Here is a 26,378-nt window from a genome sequence, read left to right as displayed (position 1 = left end):
CTCGCGTTTCTGGTGGAAGGGTGCGATTGAGAAGGAACTCTGCAGAATTGCTGGGTTAGATCACCAGTAACGAACCGCAAACTGCAGTAAGCGCGAACATAATCCAACACCATCCAACATGACCGAGTGTGAGCGACGAAATGCGCGACAGTGATATGCGGTGAAAATTGGCTCTCGTCCGACCGATGTGACGCGTGTCTCGCCCACGGCCAGGAATCACACCAGGCCCGCAGAACAGCTCCATTCCGCAGGCGCGCTGCGCTCAGCGGCGAAAATCAGTGTCCGTGTCTGACTGACTGGTGCGGTCGAGAAGACTCGAACTTCCACGGGCTTTCGCCCACAACGACCTCAACGTTGCGCGTCTACCAGTTCCGCCACGACCGCTAAATCATCGGCACGAAAATCTCGTCCCGGGGGGGTAGGAGCGCGCCCTTAGCAAAGGGTTTCATGGGCTGCAAGCGGGTTACACCGTGGCGAGGCTGTGTCTCTTTGGGGGACGGCGCGGACGGGGCCGTTGCGGGCTTGGTAAATCGCGCGTTTACCTTTGGCGGTGTCCGGCTTTCTGCCTCTTGCCCTTGCCGCTGTGGTTGCCCTCGCCCACCCGGGCACGCCTGGCGCGGGCGGCGGCGGCGGCGCTGCGGTGCAGGCCAGCGCCACGGTGACGATCCTGCGCGCCGAACGCGCCAGTGAAATTGCCGAGCCGGGCGGGCTGGTGCGCCATGTCAGCCGCCAGAAAGACGGCCAGACCACAATTATCTTCGAATAGCGGGCATTTTCGAATAGACGGCCGCGCCGTCAGTTGCCGGGTTTCCAGCCGAACCGCGCCTTGACCGCGCCCTTGGGCACGTTGACCAGCGCTTCGTTGATCGAGACGCTTTCGCCCGGCGCCAGCACCCGCTTGGGCGAATGAATTTCCTGGATGAATTTCTCGGTCCCGCGCGCGTCGTATAGCACCACCTGCACGGTCGGCACAGTGCGCGATTGCGACGAGGTGTTGGTGATCGTGCCGTTGGCTTCAAAGAAGAAGCTGCCATCGGGCAGTTCGCGCTGGCCCTGCTGCTTGGCCGGGAAATCGAGCTTGAGGCCGGGCTGTTCCTCGGCAAAGGTCTTATGCCCGAACGGCAGCCAATCGGGCAGGCCATACCACGCGGTGGCCGCGATCGAACCGAGCGCGACGATGGCGAACAGCACCGCCGCGTACATCGCGATTTTCGCCGGATTACGGCGCGGCCGAAACAGTGGTTCGTGCGCGAACCGCGAATAGTCCTCGTCCGCATCGGCGTAAGCGGGTTCGGCCACTGCAGGGGTTGGCGCAGGCGGATCATCAAGCGCGAAGTTGAGCGGCGGCGGGGTGGGCGCTTCGCCGGCTTCCGCGTCGTCGGCGGTTTCGGGCGGCGGCGCAGGTGCAGCCGGTTCGTCCTGCGGAGCGACCGTTTCGGGTTCGGGCGGCGGTGCGGCCGGCTCGGCCATGACCGGTTCGGGCGCAGGTTCAGGTTCGGCGACGGGCGCTGGAACGGGCGGCGGCGGAGGCGCTTCGGCTTGCGGGGCCGGTTCAGCCGGTGCGGGTGCCTGATCTGGCGCCGGTGCGGGCGCAATCAGCTCCGGCCCATCCTGAAACCAGGCGTGGCGGCACTTGGCGCAGCGCACGGTGCGCCCTTCAACGCCGATCGCGGTGTCGGGAACGACATAGCGCGTGGCGCAGGCAGGGCACGAAATAATCATGGTTGCATGGTGTTAAGCATGCCCGCATGGCAAAGGGCAAGGCTCGCACGGTGGGTAGGGTGCTGCATGACCCTTTTTTCCACATCGATTGGCCGCTATAGCCGCCCCGGATGCGTTGCAGCGCGCCACCGACCCGTCAATTCCCTCAAGCCGGACCGATCCCCATTGATATGACCAGGACTGCCGAAGGGGAAATTGTCCAGTTCGACAACGTCGGGCTGCGCTACGGCTCGGATCGCGAGGTCTTGAGCGACGTGTCGTTTACGCTGCATCCGGGCAGCTTCTACTTCCTGACCGGGGCCAGCGGCGCAGGGAAAACTTCGCTGCTCAGGCTGCTCTATCTGGCCCAGCGACCATCGCGCGGGATGATCCGCATGTTCGGCACCGATGCGATCACCCTGCCGCGCGAACGGCTGCCAGGCTTTCGCCGCCGGATCGGGGTGGTGTTCCAGGATTTCCGGCTGGTGCCGCACCTTTCGGCGTTCGACAACGTGGCGCTGCCGCTGCGCGTGCAGGGCGTGGCCGAGCGCGATATCCTGCGGCCGGTCACCGACATGCTCGAATGGGTCCAGCTGGCCGACCGGATCCATGCGCTGCCGGCCCAGCTTTCGGGCGGGGAGCAGCAGCGCGTGGCGATCGCCCGCGCGGTGATCCACCGCCCCGAACTGCTGGTGGCAGACGAACCGACCGGCAACGTCGATCCCGAAATGGCGGTGAAGTTGCTGCGGTTGTTCGAGGCGCTCAACCGGATCGGGACCACGGTGGTGGTCGCAACCCACGATGTCCATTTGCTGAAACGGGTACCGGATTCGCTGATCATGCGGCTTGATCGCGGGCGGCTATCCGATCCCACCGGCGCGCTGCGCTATCCGCCGCGGGTCCGTTCGCGCAGCGTCACGGCAGAGGGCTGAGCCGATGGCCCTGATCCCCCGCCTGTTCGGCCGCAGCGCCGAAAGCCAGCTGATCGGACAGCGGCGGCTGTCGGGTCCGATGCCCTGGGTGATCGCGATCATGGTCGCCTTGACGGTGATTGCCGCGGCCGCAGGGCTGGCCTTTTCCAACGCCGCCGGGACTGCGTCTGATGCGCTGAGCGGCGGGGTTACGGTGCAGATCGTCGATGCCAATCCGGCCAGCCGCGATGCCCAGGCCCAGGCCGCGCTTGAGGCCTTGCGCGCGGCACCGGGCGTGGCCGACGTGCAACTGGTACCGCAGGACAAGATCGACCGGTTGATCGAACCCTGGATCGGCCAGCCGGTCGATGCCGCTGGCGCGATCCCCGTGCCCGCGCTGATCGATGCCCGGCTGCGCGGCGCGGTGACCGGCGAGAGCCTGGGCGCACTGCGGCGGACACTGCGCGGCGTCGCCCCGGCGGCGCGGGTCGATGCGCAATCGGGCTGGCTGAAGCCGGTGTTCAGCGCGGTTGAGACGATGCGCTGGCTGGCAATGGCGGTGGCGGCGGTGCTGGGTTTTGCGCTGGCCGCAGCGGTGCTGCTGGCAGTCCGCAATGCGCTGGGATCGAACCGCGATACGATCGAGATCGTGCATCTGCTGGGTGGTACCGATACGCAGATCGCGCGGATTTTCCAGCGCTCGGTGGGCTTCGATGCAGCCGTGGGCGGCGCAATCGGTTTGCTGCTGGGGCTGGCGGTGGTGACGCTGCTGGGCCGCCAGTTTGGCAGTCTGGGCGCCGGGCTGGTGGAAAGCGGCGCGCTGGGCCTGGCTGACTGGCTGCTGCTGGCACTGGTGCCGCTGGCGGGGATCGCGCTGGCGATGGTTACCGCGCGGCAGACGGTGCTGCGTACACTCAGAAAGATGCTGTAGTCCCGCCATGCTGCGCCGCATCCTTTCCCTGATCCTGATTGCCTGGGCCGCCGGGTTTATCCTGTTCGCGATCAGCCTGCCGCAACCCGCCGCGGCGCAGCGCACCGATGCCGTGGTGGTGCTGACCGGCGGGGCCGGACGGATCGAGCGCGGGCTGGAGGTGCTGCACAACGGCTGGGCCCGCCAGATGCTGGTCTCGGGGGTTGATCCGCAGGTCAAGCCGGGGGAATTTGCCGCACAGTTCAAAATCGCCCCGGCCGCGATGAAGTGCTGCATCACGCTGGGTTACCGGGCCTTCGATACCACCAGCAATGCCAAGGAAACCGCTGCCTGGATGAAGACGCGCGGCTATCGCAGCGTCCGGGTGGTGACCAGCGACTGGCATTTGCGCCGCGCCCGGGCCGAACTGGCCAAGGTCTTGCCGGCCAAAATCACGGTGGTTGACGATGCGGTGCACACCCAGCCTTCGCTGCGCATCCTGATGGTTGAATACCACAAGCTGCTGTTCCGCAGCGTGCCAGGGCTGAAGGCGTCCTGATATGGCGGCGGCACGGATCCTGCGCAGCGCGTTGTTCTACCTGACGTTTTACACCGGCAGCGTGTTTGTGGTGCTGGCCAGCCTGGCCGCGCTGCTGGCTTCGCGCGAAACCTTCCGGCGCCGGGTGGATAGCTGGTCGCTGTGGCACCGCTGGTGCGCGCGAAACTTGGTGGGGATCTGGATCGTGGTCGAAGGCGCTTTGCCGCCTGGCCCGGTGTTCGTGGCGATGAAGCACGAAAGCTTTTTCGAAGCGATCGATATACCGCAGGTGGTCGCGTTCCCCGGCATTTTCGCCAAGGCCGAACTGATGCGCATCCCGCTGTGGGGCACGGTTGCCGACCGGTACGGTCTGGTCGAGGTGCAGCGCGAACAGGGGGCGAGGGCGCTGCGCCACATGATGGCGGCGGCCAAGAAGATCATCGGCGAAGGCCGCTCGCTGTTCATCTTTCCCGAAGGCACGCGGGTTCAGCACGGCACCCGGGTGCCGCTGCAGGCGGGCTTTGCCGGGATCTACAAATTGCTCGGCCTGCCGGTGGTGGCGATCGCGGTGGATACCGGCCCGCTCTATCACCGCTGGATCAAGCTGCCCGGCACCATCACCTATCGCATTTCCGATCCGATCCCGCCCGGCCTGCCGCGCGCCGAGATCGAACAGCGGGTCGGTGCTGCGATCAACGCGCTGAACAGCCAATGAGCGAGCACGGCCAGCATCGCTCGCCGCTCGAGGTGCTGGGACCGGGGCTGGTGACCGGCGCGGCGGATGATGATCCATCAGGGATCGGCACCTACAGCCAGGTCGGCGCGCAGTTCGGCTATGGCCTGGCCTGGACGATGTTCTTCGGCTTTCCGCTGCTCGCCTCGATCCAGGCGATCTGCGCGCGGATCGGGGCGACCACCGGCATGGGCATCGCCCGGAACCTGCGCCAGCACTATCCGCCATGGCTGCTGCGCAGTGTCGTGTTGCTGCTGCTGGTCGCCAATGTCATCAATCTGGGCGCAGACCTGGGCGCGATGGGGGCAGTGCTGGCGCTGGTCGTGCCCGGGCCGGTGCTGGCCTATACTGCGGCGTTCGGGCTGGCCAGCGTGCTGCTCGAGGTGTTCGTCAGCTACACCCGCTATGCGCGGATCCTCAAATGGACCACACTGTCGCTGTTTGCCTATGTCGGGGTGGTATTTGTGGCCGATGTGCCATGGGGCACCGCGATCGTCAGTGTGCTGGTGCCCAGCTTCACCTTCGACAAGGACCATGCGATGGCGCTGGTGGCGATTTTCGGCACCACCATCAGCCCCTACCTGTTCTTCTGGCAGGCCGGGCAGGAAGTGGAAGAGCAGCATCGCCGCCATATCAAGCCGCTGCACGTCAGCCCGCGCAGCGCCGGCGCCGAACTGCGCCGGATCCGCACCGATACGCTGGTGGGGATGGGCTTTTCGCATATCACCGCTTTGTTCATCATCATTGCCACCGCCGCCACGCTGAACGCTGGCGGCGTGACGCACATCACCAGCGCGGCCCAGGCGGCCGAGGCGCTGCGCCCGATTGCCGGTCAATTTGCCTTTGCCCTGTTTGCCGTGGGGATCATCGGCACCGGGCTGCTGGCGGTGCCGATCCTGGCCGGCAGCGCCGCCTATGCAGTCAGCGAGACGTTCGGCTGGACCGAAGGGCTTGACCGCAAACCGCGCGAGGCCAAGGCGTTCTACGGCGCGATCGCGGCGGCAACGGCGGGCGGGATCCTGCTCAACCTGGTCAATATCGATCCGATGCGGGCGCTCTATTGGGCCGCGGTTGTCAATGGGCTGCTCGCCCCGCCGCTGATGGTGGTGACCATGCTGATCGCGCGCAACAAGGCGATCATGGGCGATCTGGTGATGGGCCGCTGGCTGGAATTCGGCGGCTGGCTGTCCACCGCGGTGATGTTCGTGGTGGCCGGGGTGTTTTTGCTCAGCTAGGCCCGGCTGACGCTGACTTTCGTTTCATAGAGTTCGGCATTGCCAAAGCTGGACAGGAACGGGATGTCCGCCGCGTCGCGCCCCACCCCGATCTTCACCACTTCATCGGCCGCGGCCATGCCGGTGGCATCGACCAGGTGCCAGGCATCGGCCAGCCAGACTTCGGCAACTGCATGGAAATCGGGCGGGGTTACATCCGGGGCATAGACGCTGGCATAGCGCGCCGGGATCGATGCCGCGCGGGTCAGCGTGATCAGCAGATGCGCATAGTCACGGCATACCCCGCGGCGCTGGATGAAGGTATCGCTGGCGCAGGTCCCGGCGTGGCTGGCCCCCGGCTCGTAAGTCAGATGTCTGGCGACCCAATCACGCAGCGCCGCGACCAGCGCACCGCCCGCGAGATCGGGGAATTCGGACGCAACAAAATCGCTGAAGCGGTCTGATGGGCAAAACCGCGAGGGCATCAGATAGTCGATCACATCGCCCGGCAGCAGGTGCGGCTGGGTATCGGGCAGGGTGGCCACATCAACCAGTGGCCGCTCCACCGCAACAACCGCCTTGTAATCAAGCGCCAGCTCGCCTTCGACCCGCAGCCAGATCCGGCTCCCGATCTCGTCGTGGCCGGGCACGCGGGCAAAGTGCAGCACCGGGGTCAGCCACAGTTCGGGGTCCTCGATCTGCTGGTCGGCATGCGCCGCCGCCTCGACCTGGACCAGCACGTCGGTCGGTTCGGCAAACATGTAGAACAGCCGCGCATGGATCCGGATTTTCATAAGCCGGTGCAATCCCCGGGGGCGGGCGCTGTTCCCACTGCCGGTTCAGCTGTCATGATCGCTACGGCCAAAGTCTGGCCGGGCATCGTCCTGTCCCAGTTCGATGATCGAGCGGCGGATCGCCCGGGTGCGGGCGAAATGTTCGAACAGCTGATCGCCGTCGCCGACCCGGATCGCGCGTTGCAGCGCGGTCAGGTCTTCGGTGAAGCGCTGCAGCATATCCAGCACCGCGTCCTTGTTGGACAGGAACACATCGCGCCACATGGTCGGATCGCTGGCGGCGATGCGGGTGAAATCGCGGAAACCCCCGGCCGAATACTTGATCACTTCGCTTTCGGTCACCCCTTCAAGATCGGACGCGGTGCCGACGATGGTATAGGCAATCAGGTGCGGCAGGTGGCTGGTGACGGCCAGCACCATATCGTGGTGCGCGGCGTCCATCACATCGACTTTCGCCCCGAGCGCCTCCCAGAAGGCGCATAGCGCGGCCAGCAATGCGGGATCGGCTCCAAGTGCAGGGGGGGCGGGCGGAGTGATGATGCACCAGCGCTGCTGAAACAGGCTGGCAAAGCCCGCGTCGGGGCCGGAGCGCTCGGTCCCCGCCACCGGGTGCGCGGGGATGATGGCATGGCCGGGCAGCGCCTCGGCCAAGGCCTTTGCCACCGTCTGCTTGGACGAGCCGACATCGCTGACCAGCGCGCCTGCGGGCAAGGCCCCGGCAATTGCGGCCGCCGCTGCGCCCATCGCGCCGACCGGGACACACATGATCACCAGATCGGCACCCTGCACGGCAGCGGCGGCGCTATCGCACACCGCGGCGATCAGCCCGCGCTCAGCCGCGCGCGCGCGGGTGGCGGGATCGGCATCGTAACCCGTGGTTTTGATCTGCGGCAGATGTTCCTGCACCGCCAGTCCGATCGACCCGCCAAGCAGGCCCAGCCCGATGATCGCAACATGCTGAAAGGTCATCGCGCTGCCTTAGCCAGTTCGCGCAGCACGCGGGCCACGCCGTCCATGTCGTCCGCCGTGCCGATGGTGATCCGCACGCCTTTGTCGAGGCCGGGGACGGAAAACCAGCGGGTCATATAGCCGGCTTTTGCCAGCCCTTGGTAAGCAGCCTGGCCGGTCAGCTTGCCCTCGCACAACACCAGCACGAAGTTCGCTTCGCTGGGCACGGCGCGCAGGCCGTGGTTGCCCAAAGCCTCGATCTGTGCGGCGAAGCGCGCCCGCACCGCGGCGTTGTGGCGGCGCGATTGTTCAACGAAAGCCTGATCGTCCAGCGCGACCAGCGCCATCGCCTGGGCTTCGTTCGAGACGTTGAACGCACCGCGCAGGCGGTTCAGCACTTCGATCACCGCGGCGCTGCCCGTGCCCCAGCCGACGCGTTCACCGGCCAGGCCATAGGCCTTGGAGAAGGTGCGGGTAGCCAGCACGTTGGGCTGGCTCGTCGCCAGCGCCATCGCGCCATCATCGACTGCCGGATCAACATATTCGATATAGGCGAGATCGAGCACCAGCAGCACGTCAGCGGGCAGCGCGGCATGAAGCCGGGCGATCTCGGCCTTGGGCAGATAGGTGCCGGTGGGATTGTTGGGATTGGCGACCAGCACCACCCGGGTCCGCGGCGTGACGGCTGCCAGCAGCGCATCGACATCGGTGCCGTAATCGCTGGCCGGGGCCTCCACCGGCTCCGCCCCGGCGCGCCGCGCAACGATATCATAAAGCGAGAAGGCATACTCAGAGAACAGCACTTCATCGCCTGGCCCGGCATAGGCGCTGGCAGCCAGGTAAAGCAGTTCGCCCGAACCGGCACCCATGATGATCCGCGCGGGGTCAATCCCGTTAAGGGCGCCTAATGCGGCCCGTAACGCGGCGCTATCGCCATCGGGATAGCGGCTGGGGTGCTGCGCATCGGCCCGCGCAGCCAGCGCCAGCGCCGAACAGCCCAGCGGGTTCTCGTTGGCCGAAAGCTTGACCACCGGCACACCGTCTGCCCCGGACTTGCCGGGAACATAGGCCTGGATCGCGGCGATCCACGGCTTGGGGATGGGTGCGCTTGCCATTGCGGGCTGCGCATAGCAGGTGACGGCGGATTTGCCAGCCAGTTCCTCCCCCTCCCGCACCGGGGAGGAATTGACAGCGCCCCTGTCCTCGCCCAATCGGGCCGCCATGGCCGCCGCCGATCTGAACCTGGTGAATCAAACCCTTGTGCTGCCCGCACCGCTGCCGCTTGATGGCGGACAATCGCTGGCGCAAGTGGCAGTTGCCTATGAAACGGTTGGCACGCTCAACGCCGGGAAGTCGAACGCCATTCTGGTGTTCCATGCGCTGACAATGGACCAGCATATGGTCAGCGCGCACCCCAAGACCGGCAAGCCGGGCTGGTGGGCCAAGTCAATCGGCCCCGGCAATGTGATCGACACGAACCGGTTCTTCGTGATCTGCGCCAATGTGCTGGGCGGGTGCATGGGATCGACCGGGCCAGAAAGCCTGGCCGCCGATGGCAAGCCCTATGCGATGCGCTTTCCGGTGATCACCATCCGCGATATGGTCCGCGCGCAGGTTGCGTTGCTCGATGCGCTGGGTATCGAACAGCTCCACGCCGCGGTTGGCGGATCGATGGGCGGAATGCAGGCGCTCAGCTTTGCCGCCAATTGGCCGCAGCGCACCCGCGCCGCGCTGGTGATTGCCAGCACCGCGCGCCATTCGGCGCAGAACATTGCGTTCCATGAAGTTGGCCGGCAGGCGATCATGGCCGATCCCAAGTGGCAGGGCGGAGATTACTACGCCAGCGGCAAGGGCCCGGATAACGGCCTGGCCGTGGCGCGCATGGCGGCGCACATCACCTATCTGTCCGAAGAGGGGATGCACGAAAAGTTCGGCCGCAAACTGCAAGACCGTGATGTGAAGACATTCGGTTTCGACGCCGATTTCCAGGTCGAAAGCTATCTGCGCCACCAGGGGCTGAGCTTTACCGACCGGTTCGATGCCAATTCATACCTCTACATCACCCGGGCGATGGACTATTTCGATCTGGCCGAGGAGGTTGCAGGTGGTGAGGGGGGCGGAAAACTGGCCCAGGCCTTCGCCGGTTCGAGCGCGCGGTTCTGCCTGGTCAGCTTCGATACCGATTGGCTTTATCCCACGGCAGAAAGCCGCACCATCGCCCATGCGCTCAACGCCTCGGGCGCGGCGGTCAGTTTCGTTGAACTGTCGGCCCCGTTCGGCCACGACAGCTTCCTGCTTGATGTACCGGCGCTTGACCGGGTGATCGCGGGGTTCCTGGGATGACCGCGCTGCGTCCCGATCTTGCGATCATCGCCGATAACATCGTCCCGGGCAGCCGTGTGCTCGATGTTGGTTGCGGCGATGGTGCGCTGATGGCCGAACTGCGTGATCGTCATCAAGTGGATGCCCGCGGGCTTGAACTTGATCAGCACAACGTTGCCGAATGCGTCGCCAAGGGCCTTTCAGTGATGCAGGGCGATGCCGATACCGATCTGGCCGACTATCCCGATGCGGCGTTCGATTACGCGATCCTCAGCCAGACCCTGCAGACCACCAAGCGGCCCGATCAGGTGCTGGAAGAGCTGCTGCGGGTCGGGCGCAAGGCGTTCGTCTCGTTCCCCAATTTCGCGCACTGGCGGGTGCGCGCCAGCCTGCTGTGGAACGGGCGGATGCCGGTGACCCGGCTGCTGCCGATCGCCTGGTACGAAACCCCCAACATCCACCACGTGACGGTGCGCGATTTCCGCCTGCTGGTGGCGGACAAGGGCTGCCGGGTGGAAGGCGAATGGTTCCTTTCGGGCGACCGGCGGATCGGCCCGGCTGCGGCGGCCTGGCGCGCCGAGCACGCGGTGTTTCTGCTGTCCAGATAAGCCGGAGGTCCTCTCCATTTTTGGCGAATGCCACAAATGGGGAGGTGGATCGTCTGCAGGACGTGACGGAGGGGTAATGGCGCAAGGGTCGATACCCCTCCGTGAGTGCTTCGCACAGCCCCCGCCCCAATTGCACTGTGTGAAAATGGTGCAGTCCTAGGGGGTAGCGGCAGTCACCAGCAGCACCGAATCGTCGCGCGCCAGCGCCCACAGGCTGAGCCCGGCGGCTTTGGCCCGCTGCACCGCCAGCGACGTCGGAAGCGACACACAAACCAGCGTCGTCGCGCCGCCGCGCACCGCCTTCTCGACGATTTCATAGCTGCACCGCGCGGTGCTGATCACAAAGCCGGGGGAAAGCGGCCGCCCGGCGCGGGCCATCGCGCCGATCAGCTTGTCCATGGCATTGTGGCGGCCCACGTCTTCACGCAGCAGCCCGATTTGGCCGCTTGGCGAAGCCCAGGCCGCGGCATGGGCGGCGCCGGTCCGGCGGGTCAGTTCCTGCAAGGGGCGCAGCGCTGCCAGCGCGGCGAAGATCGCCGCCGGTTCGATCGCTTGATGCCGAGCGACCTGCGGCAAGGGCCGCGCCACTTCGGCCAGATTGTCGATCCCGCACAGACCGCAGCTCGATTCGGCCACGCGGTTGCGCACCCGTTCGGTCAGCTTGTCGATCCCCAGCCCGGCCAGCTGCGCGCGCACCACCCAGCCGTTTTCCACTTCGGCGGCGGCAATATCGGAAATGTCGGAGGGGCTGGCGGCCAAGCCCTCGCTCAGCGCAAAGCCCGTGGCGAAATCATCGAGGTCTGCCGGGCTGGCCATCATCACGGCATAGGACAGGCCGTTGAATTCCAGCGCCACCGGGGCTTCGGGCACCCAGTCGCGTGTGATCGCGCGCCGGGTGCCGTCTGGCCGTATTTCAAACAGGGTTTCGCTCACATCCGCTTGAGGACGCACAGCTTGTTGCCATCGGGATCGCGCAGATAGGCGAGGTAGAGCGCGCCCATGCCGCCTTCACGCACCCCCGGCGGATCTTCGATCGCCTTGCCGCCAGCGGCCACGCCGGCATCGTGCCAGGCATTGGCCTGTTCGGGGCTGTCGACCGCAAAGCCGATCGTGCAGCCGTTGCCGGCGGTGGCGGGCTGGCCATCGATCGGCGGGGTGACGATAAAGATGCCGTTGTTGTGCATGTAGATCAGGCGGCCCTTGTCGTCCTGGATCGCTTCCTTGCCGCCCAGCGCCTGGAACGTGGCATCATAAAAGGTTTTCGCCTTGGCCAGATCGTTCGATCCCACCATGTTGTGACTGTACATCTGCTCTCTCCATCCAGTTGCGTTATGCCACTTTATCCGATGCTTGGGCCGGGTCAATCGGCCATGGCGGATTAAACGCGGCACAATCGTTTGCACGATGCTGGTGGATAGCGGAAACCTACCGATTGCCAAACGGCAGCATTGCGTCATGCTGGCTCCAAGCACGCAGACAAGGGGCGCAAACGATGGCGGTAATCGCCGTCTACAGCATGAAGGGCGGGGTCGGGAAGACCACGCTGGCGGTCGATCTGGCCTGGCGCCTGGCCAGCGCCGGCGGGCGCAACACCTTGCTGTGGGATCTTGATCCGCAGGCCGGGGCGGGGTTCCTGCTGGGCTTCGATCCGGTTCCGCACGGCCGGGCTGCGGCGGCTTTCCAGCGCGATGGCAAGCCGCGCCAGTTGATTGAGCGTACAGCTTATGAACGCCTCTCGCTGATCCCTGGCGACGAAAGCTTGCGCCATCTGCCCGGACAATTGGCACGGCTGGGCCAGCGCCGCCGCCTGGCGACGATGACCAACCTGCTGAAAAGTGATTTTGAACGGATCGTGATCGATTGTCCGGCCGGGCTCAGCGAGATTTCCGACCAGGTGATCGCCGCCGCCGATGTCCTGATCGTGCCGCTCCCCGCCAGCCCGCTTTCGGCCCGCGCGCTCGAAATGTTGCGGCGCGAGCTGGTGCGCCACCACCATCGGCATCCGCCGCTGCTGCCGGTGCTTTCGATGTACAATTCGCGCCGCCCGCTGCACCGCGCGGTGCGTGAAGGCGCAGCGGCGGGCTGGCCGGTCATCCCGTTTGCCGCGCAGCTTGAGCAGGTGGCCGTGGAACGCGCGCCGCTTGGCACCTTTGCCGCACATGGCGATGCCGCGCGCGCCCTGGCGCGGCTCTGCAACGGGATCGAGGCGCGGCTGATGGCCGATGCGCAAGCCCCTGGCCAGGGTACATTGTTTGGCCGACAGACCGCGATGGCCTGAACCGCCGCCACCGCGGGTTCATTCAGATACGCGCAAGCTCGTTGGCGTTAATTATCCGGCGCGCCCGGCATTCGGGTTTTAGGGGAATTCGCCAATGTCGATGGTCAAGCTTTTGGCGCTGCCGCTGGCCGCGCTCGTGCTCGCTCCGGTGCCGGCCGCAGCGCGTGATCGCGCGGGTGCTGCGGACGATATGATCCGCCAGCTGGAAGATCCTCGCACCCAGGCGGCCGTGGGCCATGCCATGGGCGCGCTGATCGCGGCGATGCTGGCAATGCCGGCCGATCCGCTGGTGCGGGTAATGGAAAGCACCGGCAACCACGATGCCGCGCGCAGGATCCCCAAAGGGGCCACGCTGGGCGATCTGGCCGGCCCCGATGCCAGGACCATGCCGCGCGAAATCAAACGCCGCGTGCCCGGCATGATGACTGCGGCGGGATCGCTGCTGGGCGTGGCCGAAACCTTGGCCCCCCAGCTCGCGGCGATCGGCAAGCAGCTTGAGCGCGATCTGGGCGATCTCGACTGATTTTTTCGCCTTCGCTGTAAAATGGAGCTAAGCGCGGCAAGATGTCTGCTGCGCCGCGCCACGTGATCGTCGATATCGGATCGAACACCATCCGTCTCGAAGTGTTCGGGGCCGGGGTGGGCGACGTTCTGTATAACGATAAGCTGGCCGCAGGGCTGGGCCGCGGCGTTGTCGCGCAGGGCAAGCTTGATAAGCGCGCGATGGATGCGGCTTTACGCGAACTGCGCCGTTATGCCGCGCTGATCCGCCTGATCCGGCCCACGTCGGTGCAGGTGGTCGCCACCGCGGCGGTGCGCGATGCGGCCAACGGCGAGCAATTCCTTGCTGCGGTGCGCGCCCTGGGCCTTCCCGCCCGCCTGCTTTCGGGCGAGGATGAAGCCCGCGCCTCGGCGATCGGGGTGATCGCCACCCATGGCGGGGCGCAAGGGCTGGTCGCCGATCTTGGCGGCGGCAGTCTTGAGCTGGCGCGGATCGGCGATGACCGGGTGGCGCAATGCACCTCGTTCCGGCTGGGCGTGCTGCCGGTGGCGGCGATCCGGGCCGGGGGCCGCGGGCTGTTGCGCGCCGCGCTCAAGGAACGGCTGCGCGATCATCCCTGGGCACAGATGGCGCCGGATGAGACGCTTTACCTGGTCGGCGGATCGTGGCGCGCGCTGGGCAAGTTCGAAGCCGCGCGCTCGGGCCAGAACTTCACCGATCCGTTTCTCGCCGCCGAGGCGCGCGCGCTCAAGGCAGCGGTGCGTGAATACGGCCCGCGCCGGCTGGCCGCACTGCCCGGGATCAGTTCCGCCCGCGCCGGCCAGCTGGATCATGCTGCCGCGCTGCTGGCGGCGCTGATCGGGGAAACCGGGGCGCAGACGGTCCAGATCTCCACCACCGGCCTGCGCGAGGGGCTGCTCCTGCAACAGTTATCCACCTGATTAAGTCGTCGCTCCGCCCCCTCGTGCCTTGTGGCGCGAATCGCCCTTGGGCATGGCAGGGGGATGTGGCAGCTTTTCCAGTTCCCCCTGTGTCCGTTCAGCCGCAAGGTTCGCCTGCTGCTCAGCGAAAAGGGCGTGCCTTACGAATTGTGGCGCGAAAACCCGTGGGAAGCGCGCGATGATTTCCTCGGCCTCAATCCCGCCGGACGCACCCCGGTGCTGCACGAAAGCGAAAAGGGCCTGACCCTGTGTGATAGCCGGGCGATCTGCGAATATTTCGAAGAAACGGTTGAAAAGAATGCGATGATCAACGGCACCGCCGCGACCCGCGCGGAAATTCGCCGGTTGATCGCGCTGTTCGATGAAAACCTGTTCGGCGATGTCACCGCGCCGCTGCTCCACGAACGGATGAAGAAGCGGCTGGTCTATCGCCAGGCGCCCGACAGCCGGATGCTGCGCGAAGCGATGAAGCTGGCGCACGAGCATCTCTATTACATCGATCACCTGGTTGATCACCGCCCGTGGCTGGCCGGGGCCACGATCAGCCTGGCCGATCTGGCCGCCGCCGCGCAGCTTTCGGTGGCCGATTACCTCGGCGGGCTCGATTGGGCCGGGCACGAACAGGCCGCCGCCTGGTACGGCGTGATCAAAAGCCGCCCCAGCTTCCGCCCGCTGCTGGCCGAACGGATGGAAGTGATCCAGCCGCCCAGCCACTACGCCGATGTCAACGCGTAAGGAAGTCTGGTTCACGCCAAGGCGCAAAGGCGCAAAGAGGATGGAATCAACCTCAAAGCCAGTTCCCCCGCGCAGCGGGTTGCAAGAGTGCAAAGCCGCCGCTGGCCCAGCGCTGCCGCGCACGATTCCCATCACCCCAACCACAATCCCTTCGCGCCTTTTGCGCCTTGGCGTGAACCAATCCTTCCGCTTTTTGGCAAAAACACCCACAAGTCGCGCAGCGACTGGTTGACAAGCCGCTCACCCCCCAGCTAGAGGCGCGCTCCTACCCGGCACCCCGCGCAAACTGGCGCTGGATGCCACCCGTGCCCAGATGGCGGAATTGGTAGACGCACCAGCTTCAGGTGCTGGCGCTCGCAAGGGCGTGGAGGTTCGAGTCCTCTTCTGGGCACCATTTTATTGGATCAAATGACCGTCCGGGGGACGGTCATCCAAAAAACTCCCGCGCGCAAGCGAAGGGGCACGCTCTCGTCCCGAAGATCCCGGTTCCGGCGCAAACGGAGTCCAGAAGATCGGCCCTTGCGGGAACTTTCCGAATAGGGAAGTAAGACGGGCATGCAGATTGCCGCCTATCTTGATGAAGTCCGCCACCTTTATAAGAGCTGTGAGACCACCGAACACGGCTTCCGTCCGGCACTGGCGCGGCTGTTTCAGCAGATCGATCCCGAACTGACCGTTATAAACGAGCCCAAGCGGCTGGTCGATGTTGGTGCGCCCGCGATCAAGATGAACCGAAACGGGGGCAAATGCGATCAAAGACTGGACCCAAATGGAGCTTCAACTTATAGATCGGAACAATTAAGGAACATGCAGGCGAAGGTTGGATTGATATGAGTCGTCAAAATGCAACAGAAGGGTCCGGGAACCGCGCGCTTTCAAAAGCGAAAAGCGCCAAGCAGGACGAATTTTATACACAGCTCGTGGATATAGAGAACGAGCTAAAGCATTACCGTGCCCAATTGCGCGGCAACGTTGTGCTGTGCAATTGTGATGACCCTTATGAAAGCAATTTCTTCCGCTATTTCGCACTCAATTTCAACGCGCTGGGCCTCAAGAAATTGATCGCAACGAGCTATGCTCAGTCAACAATTGCGGGCGGCTATTTGCCTTTGCTGGATATCAAAGGGCTGAAGCCAGAGGGGAAGGAACCGTATGCGATCGAGATCAGCGAAGTTCCAGACGCCAATGGTGACGGTGCAACCGACCTCGCCGATGTCGAATGGCTGTTGCGTAACGATGCCAACACTTGCCGCACGCTGAAGGGCGACGCCGAATATGGACCGGGCGATTTTCGGAGTGTGGAGTGCGTCGAATATCTGGAGCAGGCTGATGTGGTGGTGACGAATCCACCATTTTCTTTATTTCGAGAATTTGTCGCACAGTTGATAAAATATCAGAAAAAATTTCTTATTGTAGGAAATCAAAATCAAGTAGCTACAAATGAAATTGCGAATTTGATAACAGACGTCATCATGTGGCAAGGAGTATATTGCGGGGATATGGCCTTTCGTGTGCCATCTTACTACGAACCACGTGATACTCGTTATTGGATTGATGATGATGGCCAAAAATGGAGAAGCCTAGGCACAGGGTGCTGGTACACGAATTTGGATTTCTCAAAAAGGCATGAGAAGCTTAATTTATTTAGATCATATGATTCAAAAAGTTACCCTTCTTATGTCAATTATGATGCAATAGAAGTTGGTAGATATACAGAAATACCTTGTGACTATGATGGGAATATGGGTCTACCAATTACCGCGTTAGCTAAGATTTCGCCGGATCAATTCGAAATTGTAGGATTTAGTGGGAACCTGGCCCGCCCTATGGCACTGGCCGTCCCGGGTCAGTCTGGTTCGGGTCGTTTCTACCTCGACATGGGGAACGCACAATATAAACGGATGTATGACCGTGTGGTAATCAGGCATAGGCCAACATGAAAATCGATCTGCGGAAAATACGAATTGCCGAACTTTTCGACAATTTCTCCGATTGTGGCGAGCAGGGCGTGACCGGCTATAGCGGTCGACTAAACATCCGCCCTGCATATCAGCGCGAATTTATCTACAAGGAAAAGCAGCGTAACGCTGTGATCGACACGGTGCGCCGGGGGTTTCCGCTCAACACGATGTATTGGGCGGTCGCGGACGACGGCTACGAACTGATGGACGGTCAACAGCGCACAGTCAGTATCTGCCAATATGTGAACGGGGATTATTCGGTCGAAATCGACGGCAACCCGTTCGGCTTCGTCAATCTGCCCAAAGAGCGCCAGCAGCAGATTCTCGACTATGAATTGTCGGTTTATGTCTGCGACGGCGATGACGGCGAGAAGCTCGACTGGTTTAAGGTTATCAACATCGCGGGCGAGAAGCTGACTGAGCAAGAGTTGCGCAACGCCATCTACACTGGCCCGTGGCTTGGCGACGCCAAGCGCTGGTTCTCGCGCACAGGCGCACCTGCAGCAGCGCTGGGAAGCAAGCTGGTGAATGGGACGCCAATCCGGCAGGACTATCTCGAAACCGCGCTCGACTGGTTGTCCGGAGGCAAGATTGAAGTTTATATGGCCGAGCACCAGCACGACCAAAATGCCAACGAACTGTGGAGCTATTTTCAGTCCGTCCTCAATTGGGTCAACCTGACTTTCCCAAACTATCGACGGGAGATGAAGGGTGTGGCTTGGGGGCCGCTTTACAACCGGTATGGTAAAGAGAAGCTGGACACATCAAAGCTTGAGGCCGAAGTGTTGCGCCTGATGCAGGACGAAGATGTCACCCGGAAATCGGGCATTTTTGACTATGTTCTGAGTGGCAGTGTACGGACACTGTCTATCAGAGCCTTTACCGACAACATGAAGCGTGAAGCTTATGAGCGCCAGGGTGGGCTCTGTCCGGCCTGTGATGAACCAAAGCAAAAATTCGACATTTCGGCGATGGAAGCCGATCATATTACGCCGTGGAGCAAGGGCGGCAAATCTATCGCCAGTAATTGCCAGATGCTGTGTCAGCCTCACAATCGGATCAAGAGCGGTAAATAGGATTCTACGGCGCTCGAAGCCTATGGCGATACCGAGCTGACCGATTTCGATCCGTTCAAGACTGCCTATACGGCGCTGGGTAACAAGCTGCGGCCGATGGTTTATGAACTCGGGTTCTTGCCCGCTTAGGACCGGTTCGCGCGCGTTACCCCTCCGTCAGCTGTTCCGGCTGCCACCTCCCCATCGCAAGTCGATGGGGAGATTCCGGGGCGGGTGTGGACCATCCCTGCGCACTGCCGCTCTTCCGCGCCGAAACCGAACAGCGGGCGGTGTGCCAAGCGGCTTGTGACGAACCTCACATCAGCATATCGTTGTCGCGATTCCGGGGGGAACCATGCACAGCGCCGATCCATCAGACAGTGTTTCGAGCCAGCGTGGCGGGGCCGCGCGGTTGCCGCAGGATCTGGCGGCGGCGTTTCTGGCGCGGGCGCGGCGCGTTTCGGCGGGCGCGGGACAGGCCGTGATCGGCGAGGGGACGCGCTCCAGCGAAGTCTATTACATCGTCGCGGGCACGCTGACCGCCTCGGTGCTGTCATTCGGCGGCTGGGAAACCGTGTTCCGCGATATGGGACCGGGCGAACTGGTGGGCGAACTGGCGGCGATCGACGGGGGCGAACGATCAGCCAGCGTGGTGGCCCAGCGCAACAGCGAACTGGCGGTGCTGAGCGCGGAGCAGTTCCGCAGCTTCCTGTCTGACGTTCCCGGCGCCGGCCTGTGGCAGGCGCAGCAGCTGGCGGTGCGGGTCCGCAACCTGTCTGACCGCGCGTTTGAAATGGCCAGCCTGCCGGTGGCGGGGCGGTTGATCGCCGAATTGCTGCGCTTGCCCGGATCCGGCCAGGGCGAAGCGCGCAGCGTGCCGCGGATGCCGACCCATGCCGAACTGGCCGCGCGGATCGGCACGCACCGCGAAACCGCCACGCGTGAACTGCGCGCGCTGGCGCGGCAGGGGCTGATCGTGCAGCAGGGCCGCACGCTGACGATCCCGTCAGTGCCGCAGCTCGAAGCGCTGATGCAGGAGCTGCGGCGATGAAGGCGCCCGCGCCGCCGCCCTCCAGCCAGCGGCGCAATGTGGCGATCCTGTTCTGCGATTTGTGCGATTCGACCCTGATTTCTGGCAATCTTGAGCCCGAACAGTTTGCCGCCCTGCTCGAATCGCTGCGCGGCATTTTCGATGCCGTGGTCGATCGCCACGGCGGGCTGATCGTGCGGATCGATGGCGACGGGCTGCTGTGCGTGTTTGGCTATCCCCAGCCGCGCGACGATGCCGGACGCCGCGCCACCGAAGCCGCGCTCGATCTGCACGATGCGGTTGCCGCGCTCGATCAGTCGTTCGGCTTTCCCGGCGTGGTCGTGCGGCTCCATTCGGGCATTCACGCCGGCACGGTGCTGGTGCGCGAAGGCGATCTGGTGCGCGGGCGGGTCGAACTGCTGGGGGATGCCACAAACCTTGCCGCGCGGCTGTGCGATGCCGCCGAAGCCGACCAGATCTTGGTCAGCCAGGCCAGCCTTGGCGGTGATCTGCACCTGTTTGAAATCGGCGCGGAACGGGCGGTCAGCGTAAAAGGCCGCAGCGCGCCGCTCGAGGCGCTGCTGGTCACCGGGCGGGCGGCGGTGGGCAATCGCTTTGGCGCGCGGCTGCGGCGCGGGGCGTCGCCGTTCAGCGGGCGGCAGGACGCGCTTGCGGTGCTGCGCCAGCATCTGGGTGCGGCGGTGCGCGGCGGGCAATGCCAGGTGCTGGTGTGGGGTGAGCCCGGCATCGGCAAGAGCCGTCTGCTGCGCGAATTCCTGGCTGAAGCGGCTGCGGCCGGCTGCGCGGTGCACCAGGGGTATTGCGAGGCCTATCTTGGCGCGCGGCCGCTGCAACCGTTCGAACAGATTGCCCAGTCGCTGCGCCACGGGGCGGCGCTGGCCGGCGGTGATCTTTCGGCGCAAGTGCTCGATTGGGCACGGGCCCCGCCAGACCGCCCGGCGGTGCTGGCGATCGACGACTGGCAATGGGCCGACGATGCCAGCCATATGCTGCTGGGCGAAGTGCTGCGCTGCCGCCGCGAAGGCCTGCTGGTGGTGCTGGCCAGCCGGCCCGAAGGCGCGGCGCCGGCGATCGAGGACGGGATCGCCGCGATCAAGCTGGGGCCGCTTTCGCCCGACGAGTCCGATCAGATCATCACGGGCCTGCTGCGCTCGGCCGATCCCTTCCGGATCGAGCGGATCCGCGATCTGGCCGGGGGCAGCCCGCTGTACATCGAAGAGCTGTGTCATACGCAAAGCGCGCGACTGCCCGGGCAGGGCGCACCGGCCGGGAACGATGCCGGAGCCTGGCTTGAAGCGCTTGTCCACAAGCGCTTTTTCCGGCTTCCCGAAGATCAGGCTGACCTTGTTCGGGCCGCTGCGGTGATCGGCCACATGGTCCCGCTGGCGCTGTTTTCGGGCGTGACCGGTGTGGCCGAAGACGACCCGGTGCTGGCCGCGCTGAGTGAAAGCGATTTCCTGCACCGCGGCGAGGTGGACGGCATCATGCGGTTCAAGCATGCGCTGACCCGCGATGCGATTTACCGCACGATCGGGCTGGATCAGCGCCGCCAATTGCACGCCAGGGTCGGTGAAGAACTTGAACGGCTGGCGGCCAGCGCCGGTGAAGCCGGGCTGGTCGATGCCCTGGCGTGGCATCACGCTGCCTGCGGCAGTGCCGAAAAGGCGATCGGTTATGCGATCAAGGCGGGCGATCTGGCGATGACGGCAGGCGCGCTTGACCGGGCGCAGGCGCAATACCGGCTCGGCCTTGAACAGCTTGGCGTAGGCGGCGGGGGCAGCGAATTGCACCGCAGCCTGATTGGCCGGTTCGGCCGCGCATCGGTGGTCGATCCCGCGCACGAACAGTTGCCGGTGCTGGAAGCGGCGGCGGCCATCGCGCGTGCAGCCGGGGATGAGGAGGGCCTGCTGCTGGCCGAATACTGGCTGGGTTCGATCAATTATGGCCTTGGCAATGCGGCGGCTTCAATCCACCACCTCGAAGCCGCGCGCGCCATGCTTGATGCAGCCGCGCGTCCGGGCTTCACCGCGCAATTGCTTGGCAACCTTGGCCAATCGCATGCCATAGCCAGCAATTACGCGCAGGCCAAGGCGCTGCTCAGCCAGTCGATCGCCGCCAAGGAAGCCGCTTCGGCCGGGCGCGAGCCGGCAACAGGGCTGGCCTATGCCTATGCCAGCCGCGCCTATGTCGAGGCGGTGCAGGGGCATTTCAGCGAAGCGCACCTGGGTTTTGCAGCGGCAATGGCGGCGCTCAAAGGCACGTTCCATCCCTTGATCGCCTCGATCCAGTCGCTGCGCGCGCTCGGGCTGATCTGCGAACACGAATTCGAGGCCAGCCTGCCGTTCATCCGCGAGGCGATCGAGGTGAGCCTGCTGACCCGTGCGCGGTATCTCACCATGTCGTGCCGCGCGGTTGAGGATTACGCGCTGTGGGTGCTGAGCCGCGACCAGCGGCATGTCGAGGCGCTGTCATCGCGCATCGCCTGGCTGACCGGATCGGCCAGTCGCCAGCGGCTTTCGAACTACCACGGCTGGCTGGCTGAAATGGCAGCGGAGACGGGCGAGACGCAGCGCGCGCTGGACCACTACGAGGCCGCCTGCAGGCGCGCGGACGAGGGCGACCGGCTCGGCGAAGGGACGGCTTGCCGGGCCATCGCGCGGCTGGCTGTGCAAGGCCGGACACCGTTCGAGCCGCGCCACTATCTTGACCGCGCCTATGCTTCGGCGCGGCTGCGCGAGGCCCCGCGCGAACAGTTCGAAACCGATCTGTGCGCGGCTGACGTGTTTGCCCTGCAGGGCGATCACGCCATGGCAGAGGCCTGCCGCGCACGCGCGCACGCGGGCTTTGCCGCGCTTGGCATGCAGCGCCGCCTGGCGGCACTTACGGCGCCGGCAGGTTCTTGATCTTGACGATCAGCGATGCGGGCAGAGCTTCGATCCGGCCGGCGTCGAACAACGCGGCCAGGATCCCCAGCATCGCCCCCATCGCCATTTTCTGGGCCGGACAGGCATGGACCGGATGGACCGGATCGGCGATCTCGTGCCGCCGGCAGCCGGACTTGTAATCGCCTTGCCATGCGGCCTTTCGGTCACCACCAAAAATGATCGAGACATCGCCGTCCTGATCGCCATCGCGCAGCGATTCCTGCGCCGCGCCAACCAGGCTGACGATCACCAGATCACCTTCCTTCACCGCGGTTGGCTGGGCTTTCGATTTCGACTTCGGATTGGGCTTCAGCACATCGTCGCGGTTGGCCTGACGATAGATCAGGTCTGGCGCGGGGCGTTTGCACATCGCCCGGGTCATCGGCCGCCACAGCGCGGCGCGGGCGGCTTCGAAGGGCGCCATCCCCGCGGCGCGCTTGCGCAGGTAGGCAGCCTGATGGCGCCACAGCGTCCGTTCGCCCAGCCATTCGACCAGAATGCCGCGCAGATTGCCGTCCATCGGCGGCATCGCGCCGACCATGATGCCGATGAGGTTGCGCGAGACCGCCGCCTTGTCGTCCATCGCCGCAAACATTGCGCTGGCAACATCGCCGGGCGGGGGGCGGCCGCTGTCCCAGTACTTGTCGATAAACATCTTTCCGGCCTTGCGGATTGCGGGGCCGTGATCGTGGGCATAGGCGGTGATGCTGGGCGTGGGGCGCGGATAGAACGCCCCGCGCGAGGGTGAGAGGCAATCGCCCGGGCACTGCGCGGTGCGCAGCGTTTCGCCTTTGGGATCGTCGGCCTTGGTTGCAGTGTCCCAGTTCCACCCGCCATTCAGCATGATCTTGTTGAGACCTTCGGGATCAGGCGTGTCACCCGGCGGCCCGGGAATGCCGAACCACTTTGAACAGACCGCCCCCAGCGCTGGCATCAGAAACTGGCGGCGCAGCTCAAGCTTGAAATAGTCGAGCGGCGGCGCCACCTGCACCGCGGCCGCTGTGGTCCGCGCCGTATCCAGGATCGCTGTGGCCGGTCCATAGCCGTCGGCGAACCCGTCGGCCTCGTCATAGGCCAGCAGGATCTGGTTCGTGGCCAGCGCTTCCTTGCGGTAATTGTACTTGTGGTTGAGCTCAGGATATTTCTTGTAGATGTCGTCAGGCTGCTGGGTCACATAGATCGCGCCGCTGGTCTGCTCGATCCGGTGCAGTTGCTCGTCAACCGAATAGCGCTTCCAGTCCGACAGCACGCGGCGGACGTGATAAGGGCTGGCAACCAGCACTGTGGGCTGCTTTTCGGCTTCGTTGGCGCTTGCATCAGCGGACGCATCGGCGGCTACCTCGGCCTGGTTGAATGCGGTGCTGGCGGCATCTTCGCGCAGCGCTGCCGAGCCGATTTTCAGCAGCTTGCCAAGCTTGGCCCACAGTGGCTGGACATCCTTGTATGGCATGTCGCGCAGCGTGGTGACCACCGTCTGCTGGGTTTGCAGGCGCAACGCACCACCGCCGTACCAGCGGATCGAGGACCAGATATCGGGCGTTTGCGAAAGCTCGAACGGATCCTTGGCGTCGATATCCTCAAGCAGCCGCTTCCATTCGAGCGCAGCGGCTTCGGCGGGCAAGTTGGCGGCCCGCCCGATCGCAGTGCGGCCGCGGTTCTCCCTCAGCTCGGCAAAATCGATCGGCTGGTCGGTCATGACCGCGCGGCCTTCGTCGGACTGCTCGCACAGCATGGCCAGCGCCCGGCGCGACGGGGTGAGCAGGTATAGCCCCCAATCAAGCGAGACGAACGGACGGGGAAAGGCAACCCGCGCCACCCGGCCCTGCCATTCGAACTGGAACAGGCGCGGCTGGCCGTGGGGCCCGCCAAAGCCAAGCGCATCAGCCTTGGGCCCGATCCCCAGCAGCGGATCGCCGTGGCTTGAGGCAATGCCGGTGCTGTTGCCGCCATTGAGCCAGCGCTGGATCACTTCGAACTGCTCGGCAATGCTTGATTGGTAACACATGAACATCAGCCCGCGCGGCGCATTGGCCGAGGCCGGATCGCCGGGATCGTGGAGCGGCCCGAACGACATGCCGCGGCGCACAATCCGCGGCGCAGGACGGCCATGTTCGAAATTGCGCGGATTGGCGCGGCGGATATGCGCGGCGAACGGACAGGCGCTGCCTTGATCGTCGCGTTCGAACGTGAAATCGTTGGGTCCGGTCCCGGCCTGGACCAGCGGGCTGCCATCCCTGCGCCGGCCGATGATCTGCCAGGCAAGCTGTTCGGCATCGATCTTCAGCCCATCCTGATCGCGCAGCCGCGCGGCTTCCTGTTCGAGCACGCGATCAAATTCGCCGACCTGCTGGCGCAGCTTGCGCACCACCAGGAAGCTGCCCCCAAACATCAGTTGGCGTGCGGCGTTTTTCGGCCAGGCCTGCCAATCGCCATAGTCCTTGCGCGGCGTGATCGGTTTGATCTCACCCGCATGGTCCATCCGGTTGTTGCGATAGCCTGACACGACTTCGCCGAGGCGCGCCTTGTTGTTCCAGCGCTTGGCAAGCGGGACCCCGGCATTCCACGGGTCGGGCGGTGTGATGGTTTCGAACAGATCGGGCGCCCCGGGCGCTTCGGCACCCTGCACATCGGGCTGGCTGATGCCGTCGGTAAAGCCGAAATGGTCCTGGAACCTGGCTGGATCGCCGCTGTGCGGCAGGCGGCCCATGGTCTCGCAGGCCACCAGCATCAGTCCGGCGGCGCCAGCGGCGGCACCGAGCCGGGTGATCTCGGCCTCGAGCGGTGAGGTGTCGTTGGGGTCGCTGCCTGCTGGCGGGGCATAGCGCAGTTGCAGCGCCAGATCGATCTCGGTCAGGTCAACTGGCGGGGGCGGCACCTTGGTCTTTTCGGGCCAGCATCGGCGCGGCAGCGTCCAGCGGCGCGGGTGGTTTTCGCGCAGATCGCCGATCAGCCCGGCGCGGGCCGCCATGCCTTCGCGAAATTCCTTGGGCAGCGCATCGATCACCGCCTGGTCAAGCCCCAGCCGCCGCAGACCCTCGCAGGTGAAGGCCATCGTCAGATAAAGCCCGCTGGCCGGCGGCGGATCGCCCTCGAAGTGAACCGGCAGGCTGGCCAGGAAGCGGCGCGCGGTGTGGCGCTCGGTAATGCTGAACAGCAGCAAAGCGCCGTGGCGCACCGGATCGCCGGTTTGGTCAAGCGCGGTCAGGATGCCGCCTTGAACCTCGCTGGGATCGAACGCCGGGTCGGGCCGGGTGGCGCGGCCCAGCTTGTTGGGAATGGATCCGTCGGCAAGTTTACCGGCCGCACGTTCGTACCACGCAAGCGGTTCCTTGAAGAGTTTGGGGGTTTCCCCCTTCAGCATCTTTGGGCTCCAGCCTTGCAGGATGGAGTAGGCTACCCGGGCGAGGTACTTGCCTTCTGTGAGCGGCGGCGCAGAGGAACCCAGCGGCTTGTTGAACTGCCATTCGGGCGGGTAGAAATCGGCCAGCCGGTAAAGCACGGTCAGCACTTCCAGCGCCAGCTCGTTCAGCTTGACCACCTTGACGTTGGTTTCAGGTTTGCCCGCCATGGCTTCGATCAGCGCCTGGCGGCGGATCTTGCTGGCTTCGGTATCGGGGTTGGGCGCGGTCGCCCGCACCACATCCAGTTCACGGGCACGCAGCACCTCCAGTTCGCCGGGGCCGCTTTTCACATCGCGCAACAGCCGGTCGATCTTGCCGTGATAGGTATCGTCGCGGATCGTGTTGCCGGTGGTGGCATAGAAGATTGCGCTGTCCATCTGGTTGGCGCGGACCCAATCCAGAAATTCCTCGCAGCTGTGATCGCCGGCCGTCACATAGCCTTCGCAGTTGCAGAAGATCAGATCAAGGAACGGCCCGAGCGGATCCCAGATCAGCCGCATGTAGGGTTCGAGCGCGGTATCGAACGTCGCCGTCAGATAGAGGTAGCGGCGCGGGCGCAGTTCGGGTTCGCCGGCGCCGCGGCCTTCAAGCGCCAGCAGGCCCTTGTCGAGCACCCCGATGCGTAAATCGAGCAGCGTGAGGATGCGTTCGGTAACATCCGAGAACGGCACACCCAGTTCGTGCTCGCGCGCGCTGACCCGCACCCGGTTGAGCGCCTCGGCCACGATCCGCAGGCGCGTGGCATAGGTGATATTTTCGTATGCGTTGATGAAACCTTCTTTTATCGGGGCGATGACCACCAGGTCGGCGATCCCGTCGATGCTCTTGCTGGTCGTCTCGCGCGCCATTGC

The 26,378-nt window shown here is 64.7% G+C and carries 24 protein-coding genes and 2 tRNA genes; 18 read left to right on the top strand and 8 right to left on the bottom strand.

Annotated features, from left to right (window positions below; translation table 11 throughout):
* Positions 1–297: 297 nt before the first annotated feature.
* Positions 298–384: transfer RNA gene (locus tag RMN99_RS08020), tRNA-Leu, on the bottom strand.
* A 199-nt stretch (positions 385–583) separates the two neighbouring features.
* On the opposite strand from RMN99_RS08020, the gene RMN99_RS08015 reads away from it, so the two are divergent.
* Positions 584–766 (top strand): hypothetical protein, encoded by a 183-nt coding sequence (locus tag RMN99_RS08015; protein WP_309622783.1) that lies wholly within the window; start codon positions 584–586, stop codon positions 764–766.
* A gap of 29 nt (positions 767–795) precedes the next feature.
* Here RMN99_RS08015 and RMN99_RS08010 read toward each other — a convergent pair whose 3' ends face one another.
* Positions 796–1,722 (bottom strand): MJ0042-type zinc finger domain-containing protein, encoded by a 927-nt coding sequence (locus RMN99_RS08010; RefSeq protein ID WP_309622782.1) that lies wholly within the window; start codon positions 1,720–1,722, stop codon positions 796–798.
* 170 nt (positions 1,723–1,892) lie between these two features.
* Here RMN99_RS08010 and ftsE point away from each other — a divergent pair, with 170 nt between their 5' ends.
* Genes ftsE through RMN99_RS07985 form a run of 5 tightly spaced genes read left to right on the top strand, consistent with a single transcriptional unit; the run spans position 1,893 to position 6,028 of the window.
* A complete protein-coding gene (gene ftsE, locus RMN99_RS08005; protein ID WP_309622781.1) occupies positions 1,893–2,633 on the top strand; it encodes a cell division ATP-binding protein FtsE in 741 nt (246 codons plus the stop codon).
* A 4-nt stretch (positions 2,634–2,637) separates the two neighbouring features.
* A complete protein-coding gene (locus RMN99_RS08000; RefSeq protein ID WP_309622780.1) occupies positions 2,638–3,543 on the top strand; it encodes a cell division protein in 906 nt (301 codons plus the stop codon).
* Positions 3,544–3,550: 7 nt separating this feature from the next.
* Complete coding sequence (locus RMN99_RS07995; protein WP_309622779.1) at positions 3,551–4,081, top strand: YdcF family protein; 531 nt, start codon at positions 3,551–3,553, stop codon at positions 4,079–4,081.
* Between the two features lies 1 nt (position 4,082).
* Entirely contained in the window at positions 4,083–4,775 is a 693-nt protein-coding gene (locus RMN99_RS07990; RefSeq protein WP_309622778.1) for a lysophospholipid acyltransferase family protein, read from the top strand.
* Positions 4,772–6,028 (top strand): divalent metal cation transporter, encoded by a 1,257-nt coding sequence (locus RMN99_RS07985; RefSeq protein WP_309622777.1) that lies wholly within the window; start codon positions 4,772–4,774, stop codon positions 6,026–6,028. Before RMN99_RS07990 ends, RMN99_RS07985 begins: the two co-directional genes overlap by 4 nt.
* On the opposite strand, the gene RMN99_RS07980 is transcribed toward RMN99_RS07985, so the two are convergent.
* From RMN99_RS07980 to RMN99_RS07970, 3 genes are read right to left on the bottom strand one after another with little or no spacing between them, the layout of a single operon-like run.
* Positions 6,025–6,801, bottom strand: coding sequence for a transglutaminase family protein (locus RMN99_RS07980; RefSeq protein ID WP_309622776.1), 777 nt, complete (start codon positions 6,799–6,801; stop codon positions 6,025–6,027). The genes RMN99_RS07985 and RMN99_RS07980 overlap by 4 nt on opposite strands.
* A gap of 45 nt (positions 6,802–6,846) precedes the next feature.
* Positions 6,847–7,770 (bottom strand): prephenate/arogenate dehydrogenase family protein, encoded by a 924-nt coding sequence (locus RMN99_RS07975; RefSeq protein ID WP_309622775.1) that lies wholly within the window; start codon positions 7,768–7,770, stop codon positions 6,847–6,849.
* The gene (locus tag RMN99_RS07970; protein WP_309622774.1) at positions 7,767–8,864 is read right to left on the bottom strand and encodes a histidinol-phosphate transaminase; all 1,098 of its coding nucleotides are present in this window, start codon (positions 8,862–8,864) and stop codon (positions 7,767–7,769) included. Before RMN99_RS07970 ends, RMN99_RS07975 begins: the two co-directional genes overlap by 4 nt.
* A gap of 106 nt (positions 8,865–8,970) precedes the next feature.
* Here RMN99_RS07970 and RMN99_RS07965 point away from each other — a divergent pair, with 106 nt between their 5' ends.
* The gene (locus RMN99_RS07965; protein WP_309622773.1) at positions 8,971–10,092 is read left to right on the top strand and encodes a homoserine O-acetyltransferase; all 1,122 of its coding nucleotides are present in this window, start codon (positions 8,971–8,973) and stop codon (positions 10,090–10,092) included.
* Positions 10,089–10,679 carry a methionine biosynthesis protein MetW gene (gene metW, locus RMN99_RS07960; protein ID WP_309622772.1) on the top strand — a complete coding sequence of 197 codons (591 nt, stop codon included), beginning with the start codon at positions 10,089–10,091 and terminating at the stop codon, positions 10,677–10,679. Before RMN99_RS07965 ends, metW begins: the two co-directional genes overlap by 4 nt.
* Before the next feature lie 156 nt (positions 10,680–10,835).
* Here the strand turns inward: metW and fdhD are convergent, their stop codons facing one another.
* Together fdhD and RMN99_RS07950 are read right to left on the bottom strand one after the other, a co-directional pair.
* Positions 10,836–11,612, bottom strand: a complete 777-nt coding sequence (fdhD, locus tag RMN99_RS07955; RefSeq protein ID WP_309622771.1) for a formate dehydrogenase accessory sulfurtransferase FdhD — start codon at positions 11,610–11,612, stop codon at positions 10,836–10,838.
* Positions 11,609–11,986, bottom strand: coding sequence for a VOC family protein (locus RMN99_RS07950; RefSeq protein ID WP_309622770.1), 378 nt, complete (start codon positions 11,984–11,986; stop codon positions 11,609–11,611). The genes fdhD and RMN99_RS07950 overlap by 4 nt, the downstream gene beginning before the upstream one ends.
* A gap of 185 nt (positions 11,987–12,171) precedes the next feature.
* On the opposite strand from RMN99_RS07950, the gene RMN99_RS07945 reads away from it, so the two are divergent.
* The 10 genes from RMN99_RS07945 to RMN99_RS07900 all read left to right on the top strand — a co-directional run bounded on the left by RMN99_RS07945 (position 12,172) and on the right by RMN99_RS07900 (position 22,105).
* Entirely contained in the window at positions 12,172–12,957 is a 786-nt protein-coding gene (locus RMN99_RS07945; RefSeq protein WP_309622769.1) for a ParA family protein, read from the top strand.
* A gap of 94 nt (positions 12,958–13,051) precedes the next feature.
* Positions 13,052–13,480 carry a hypothetical protein gene (locus RMN99_RS07940; RefSeq protein ID WP_309622768.1) on the top strand — a complete coding sequence of 143 codons (429 nt, stop codon included), beginning with the start codon at positions 13,052–13,054 and terminating at the stop codon, positions 13,478–13,480.
* Positions 13,481–13,521: 41 nt separating this feature from the next.
* Complete coding sequence (locus tag RMN99_RS07935; protein ID WP_309622767.1) at positions 13,522–14,400, top strand: hypothetical protein; 879 nt, start codon at positions 13,522–13,524, stop codon at positions 14,398–14,400.
* A 63-nt stretch (positions 14,401–14,463) separates the two neighbouring features.
* Positions 14,464–15,135 (top strand): glutathione S-transferase family protein, encoded by a 672-nt coding sequence (locus RMN99_RS07930; RefSeq protein ID WP_309622766.1) that lies wholly within the window; start codon positions 14,464–14,466, stop codon positions 15,133–15,135.
* Between the two features lie 307 nt (positions 15,136–15,442).
* A tRNA-Leu gene (locus tag RMN99_RS07925) sits at positions 15,443–15,529 on the top strand.
* 161 nt (positions 15,530–15,690) lie between these two features.
* Positions 15,691–15,969, top strand: a complete 279-nt coding sequence (locus RMN99_RS07920) for a hypothetical protein (RefSeq protein WP_309622765.1) — start codon at positions 15,691–15,693, stop codon at positions 15,967–15,969.
* The gene (locus RMN99_RS07915) at positions 15,966–17,075 is read left to right on the top strand and encodes an adenine-specific methyltransferase EcoRI family protein (RefSeq protein WP_309622764.1); all 1,110 of its coding nucleotides are present in this window, start codon (positions 15,966–15,968) and stop codon (positions 17,073–17,075) included. The genes RMN99_RS07920 and RMN99_RS07915 overlap by 4 nt, the downstream gene beginning before the upstream one ends.
* Entirely contained in the window at positions 17,072–18,172 is a 1,101-nt protein-coding gene (locus RMN99_RS07910) for a DUF262 domain-containing protein (RefSeq protein ID WP_309622763.1), read from the top strand. Before RMN99_RS07915 ends, RMN99_RS07910 begins: the two co-directional genes overlap by 4 nt.
* A gap of 334 nt (positions 18,173–18,506) precedes the next feature.
* Entirely contained in the window at positions 18,507–19,202 is a 696-nt protein-coding gene (locus tag RMN99_RS07905; protein ID WP_309622762.1) for a Crp/Fnr family transcriptional regulator, read from the top strand.
* Positions 19,199–22,105, top strand: coding sequence for an adenylate/guanylate cyclase domain-containing protein (locus RMN99_RS07900; RefSeq protein WP_309622761.1), 2,907 nt, complete (start codon positions 19,199–19,201; stop codon positions 22,103–22,105). The genes RMN99_RS07905 and RMN99_RS07900 overlap by 4 nt, the downstream gene beginning before the upstream one ends.
* On the opposite strand, the gene RMN99_RS07895 is transcribed toward RMN99_RS07900, so the two are convergent.
* Positions 22,083–26,375, bottom strand: coding sequence for a Dyp-type peroxidase domain-containing protein (locus tag RMN99_RS07895; protein ID WP_309622760.1), 4,293 nt, complete (start codon positions 26,373–26,375; stop codon positions 22,083–22,085). The two genes, RMN99_RS07900 and RMN99_RS07895, sit on opposite strands and share 23 nt — an antisense overlap.
* Positions 26,376–26,378 lie beyond the last annotated feature (3 nt).

Origin of the sequence: Novosphingobium sp., from assembly GCF_031417815.1 — a bacterium.
In the GTDB taxonomy this organism is placed as follows: Bacteria; Pseudomonadota; Alphaproteobacteria; order Sphingomonadales; family Sphingomonadaceae; genus Novosphingobium.
Note: the sequence above shows the minus strand (reverse complement) of the source record. Positions and strands in the feature narration are given on the sequence as shown.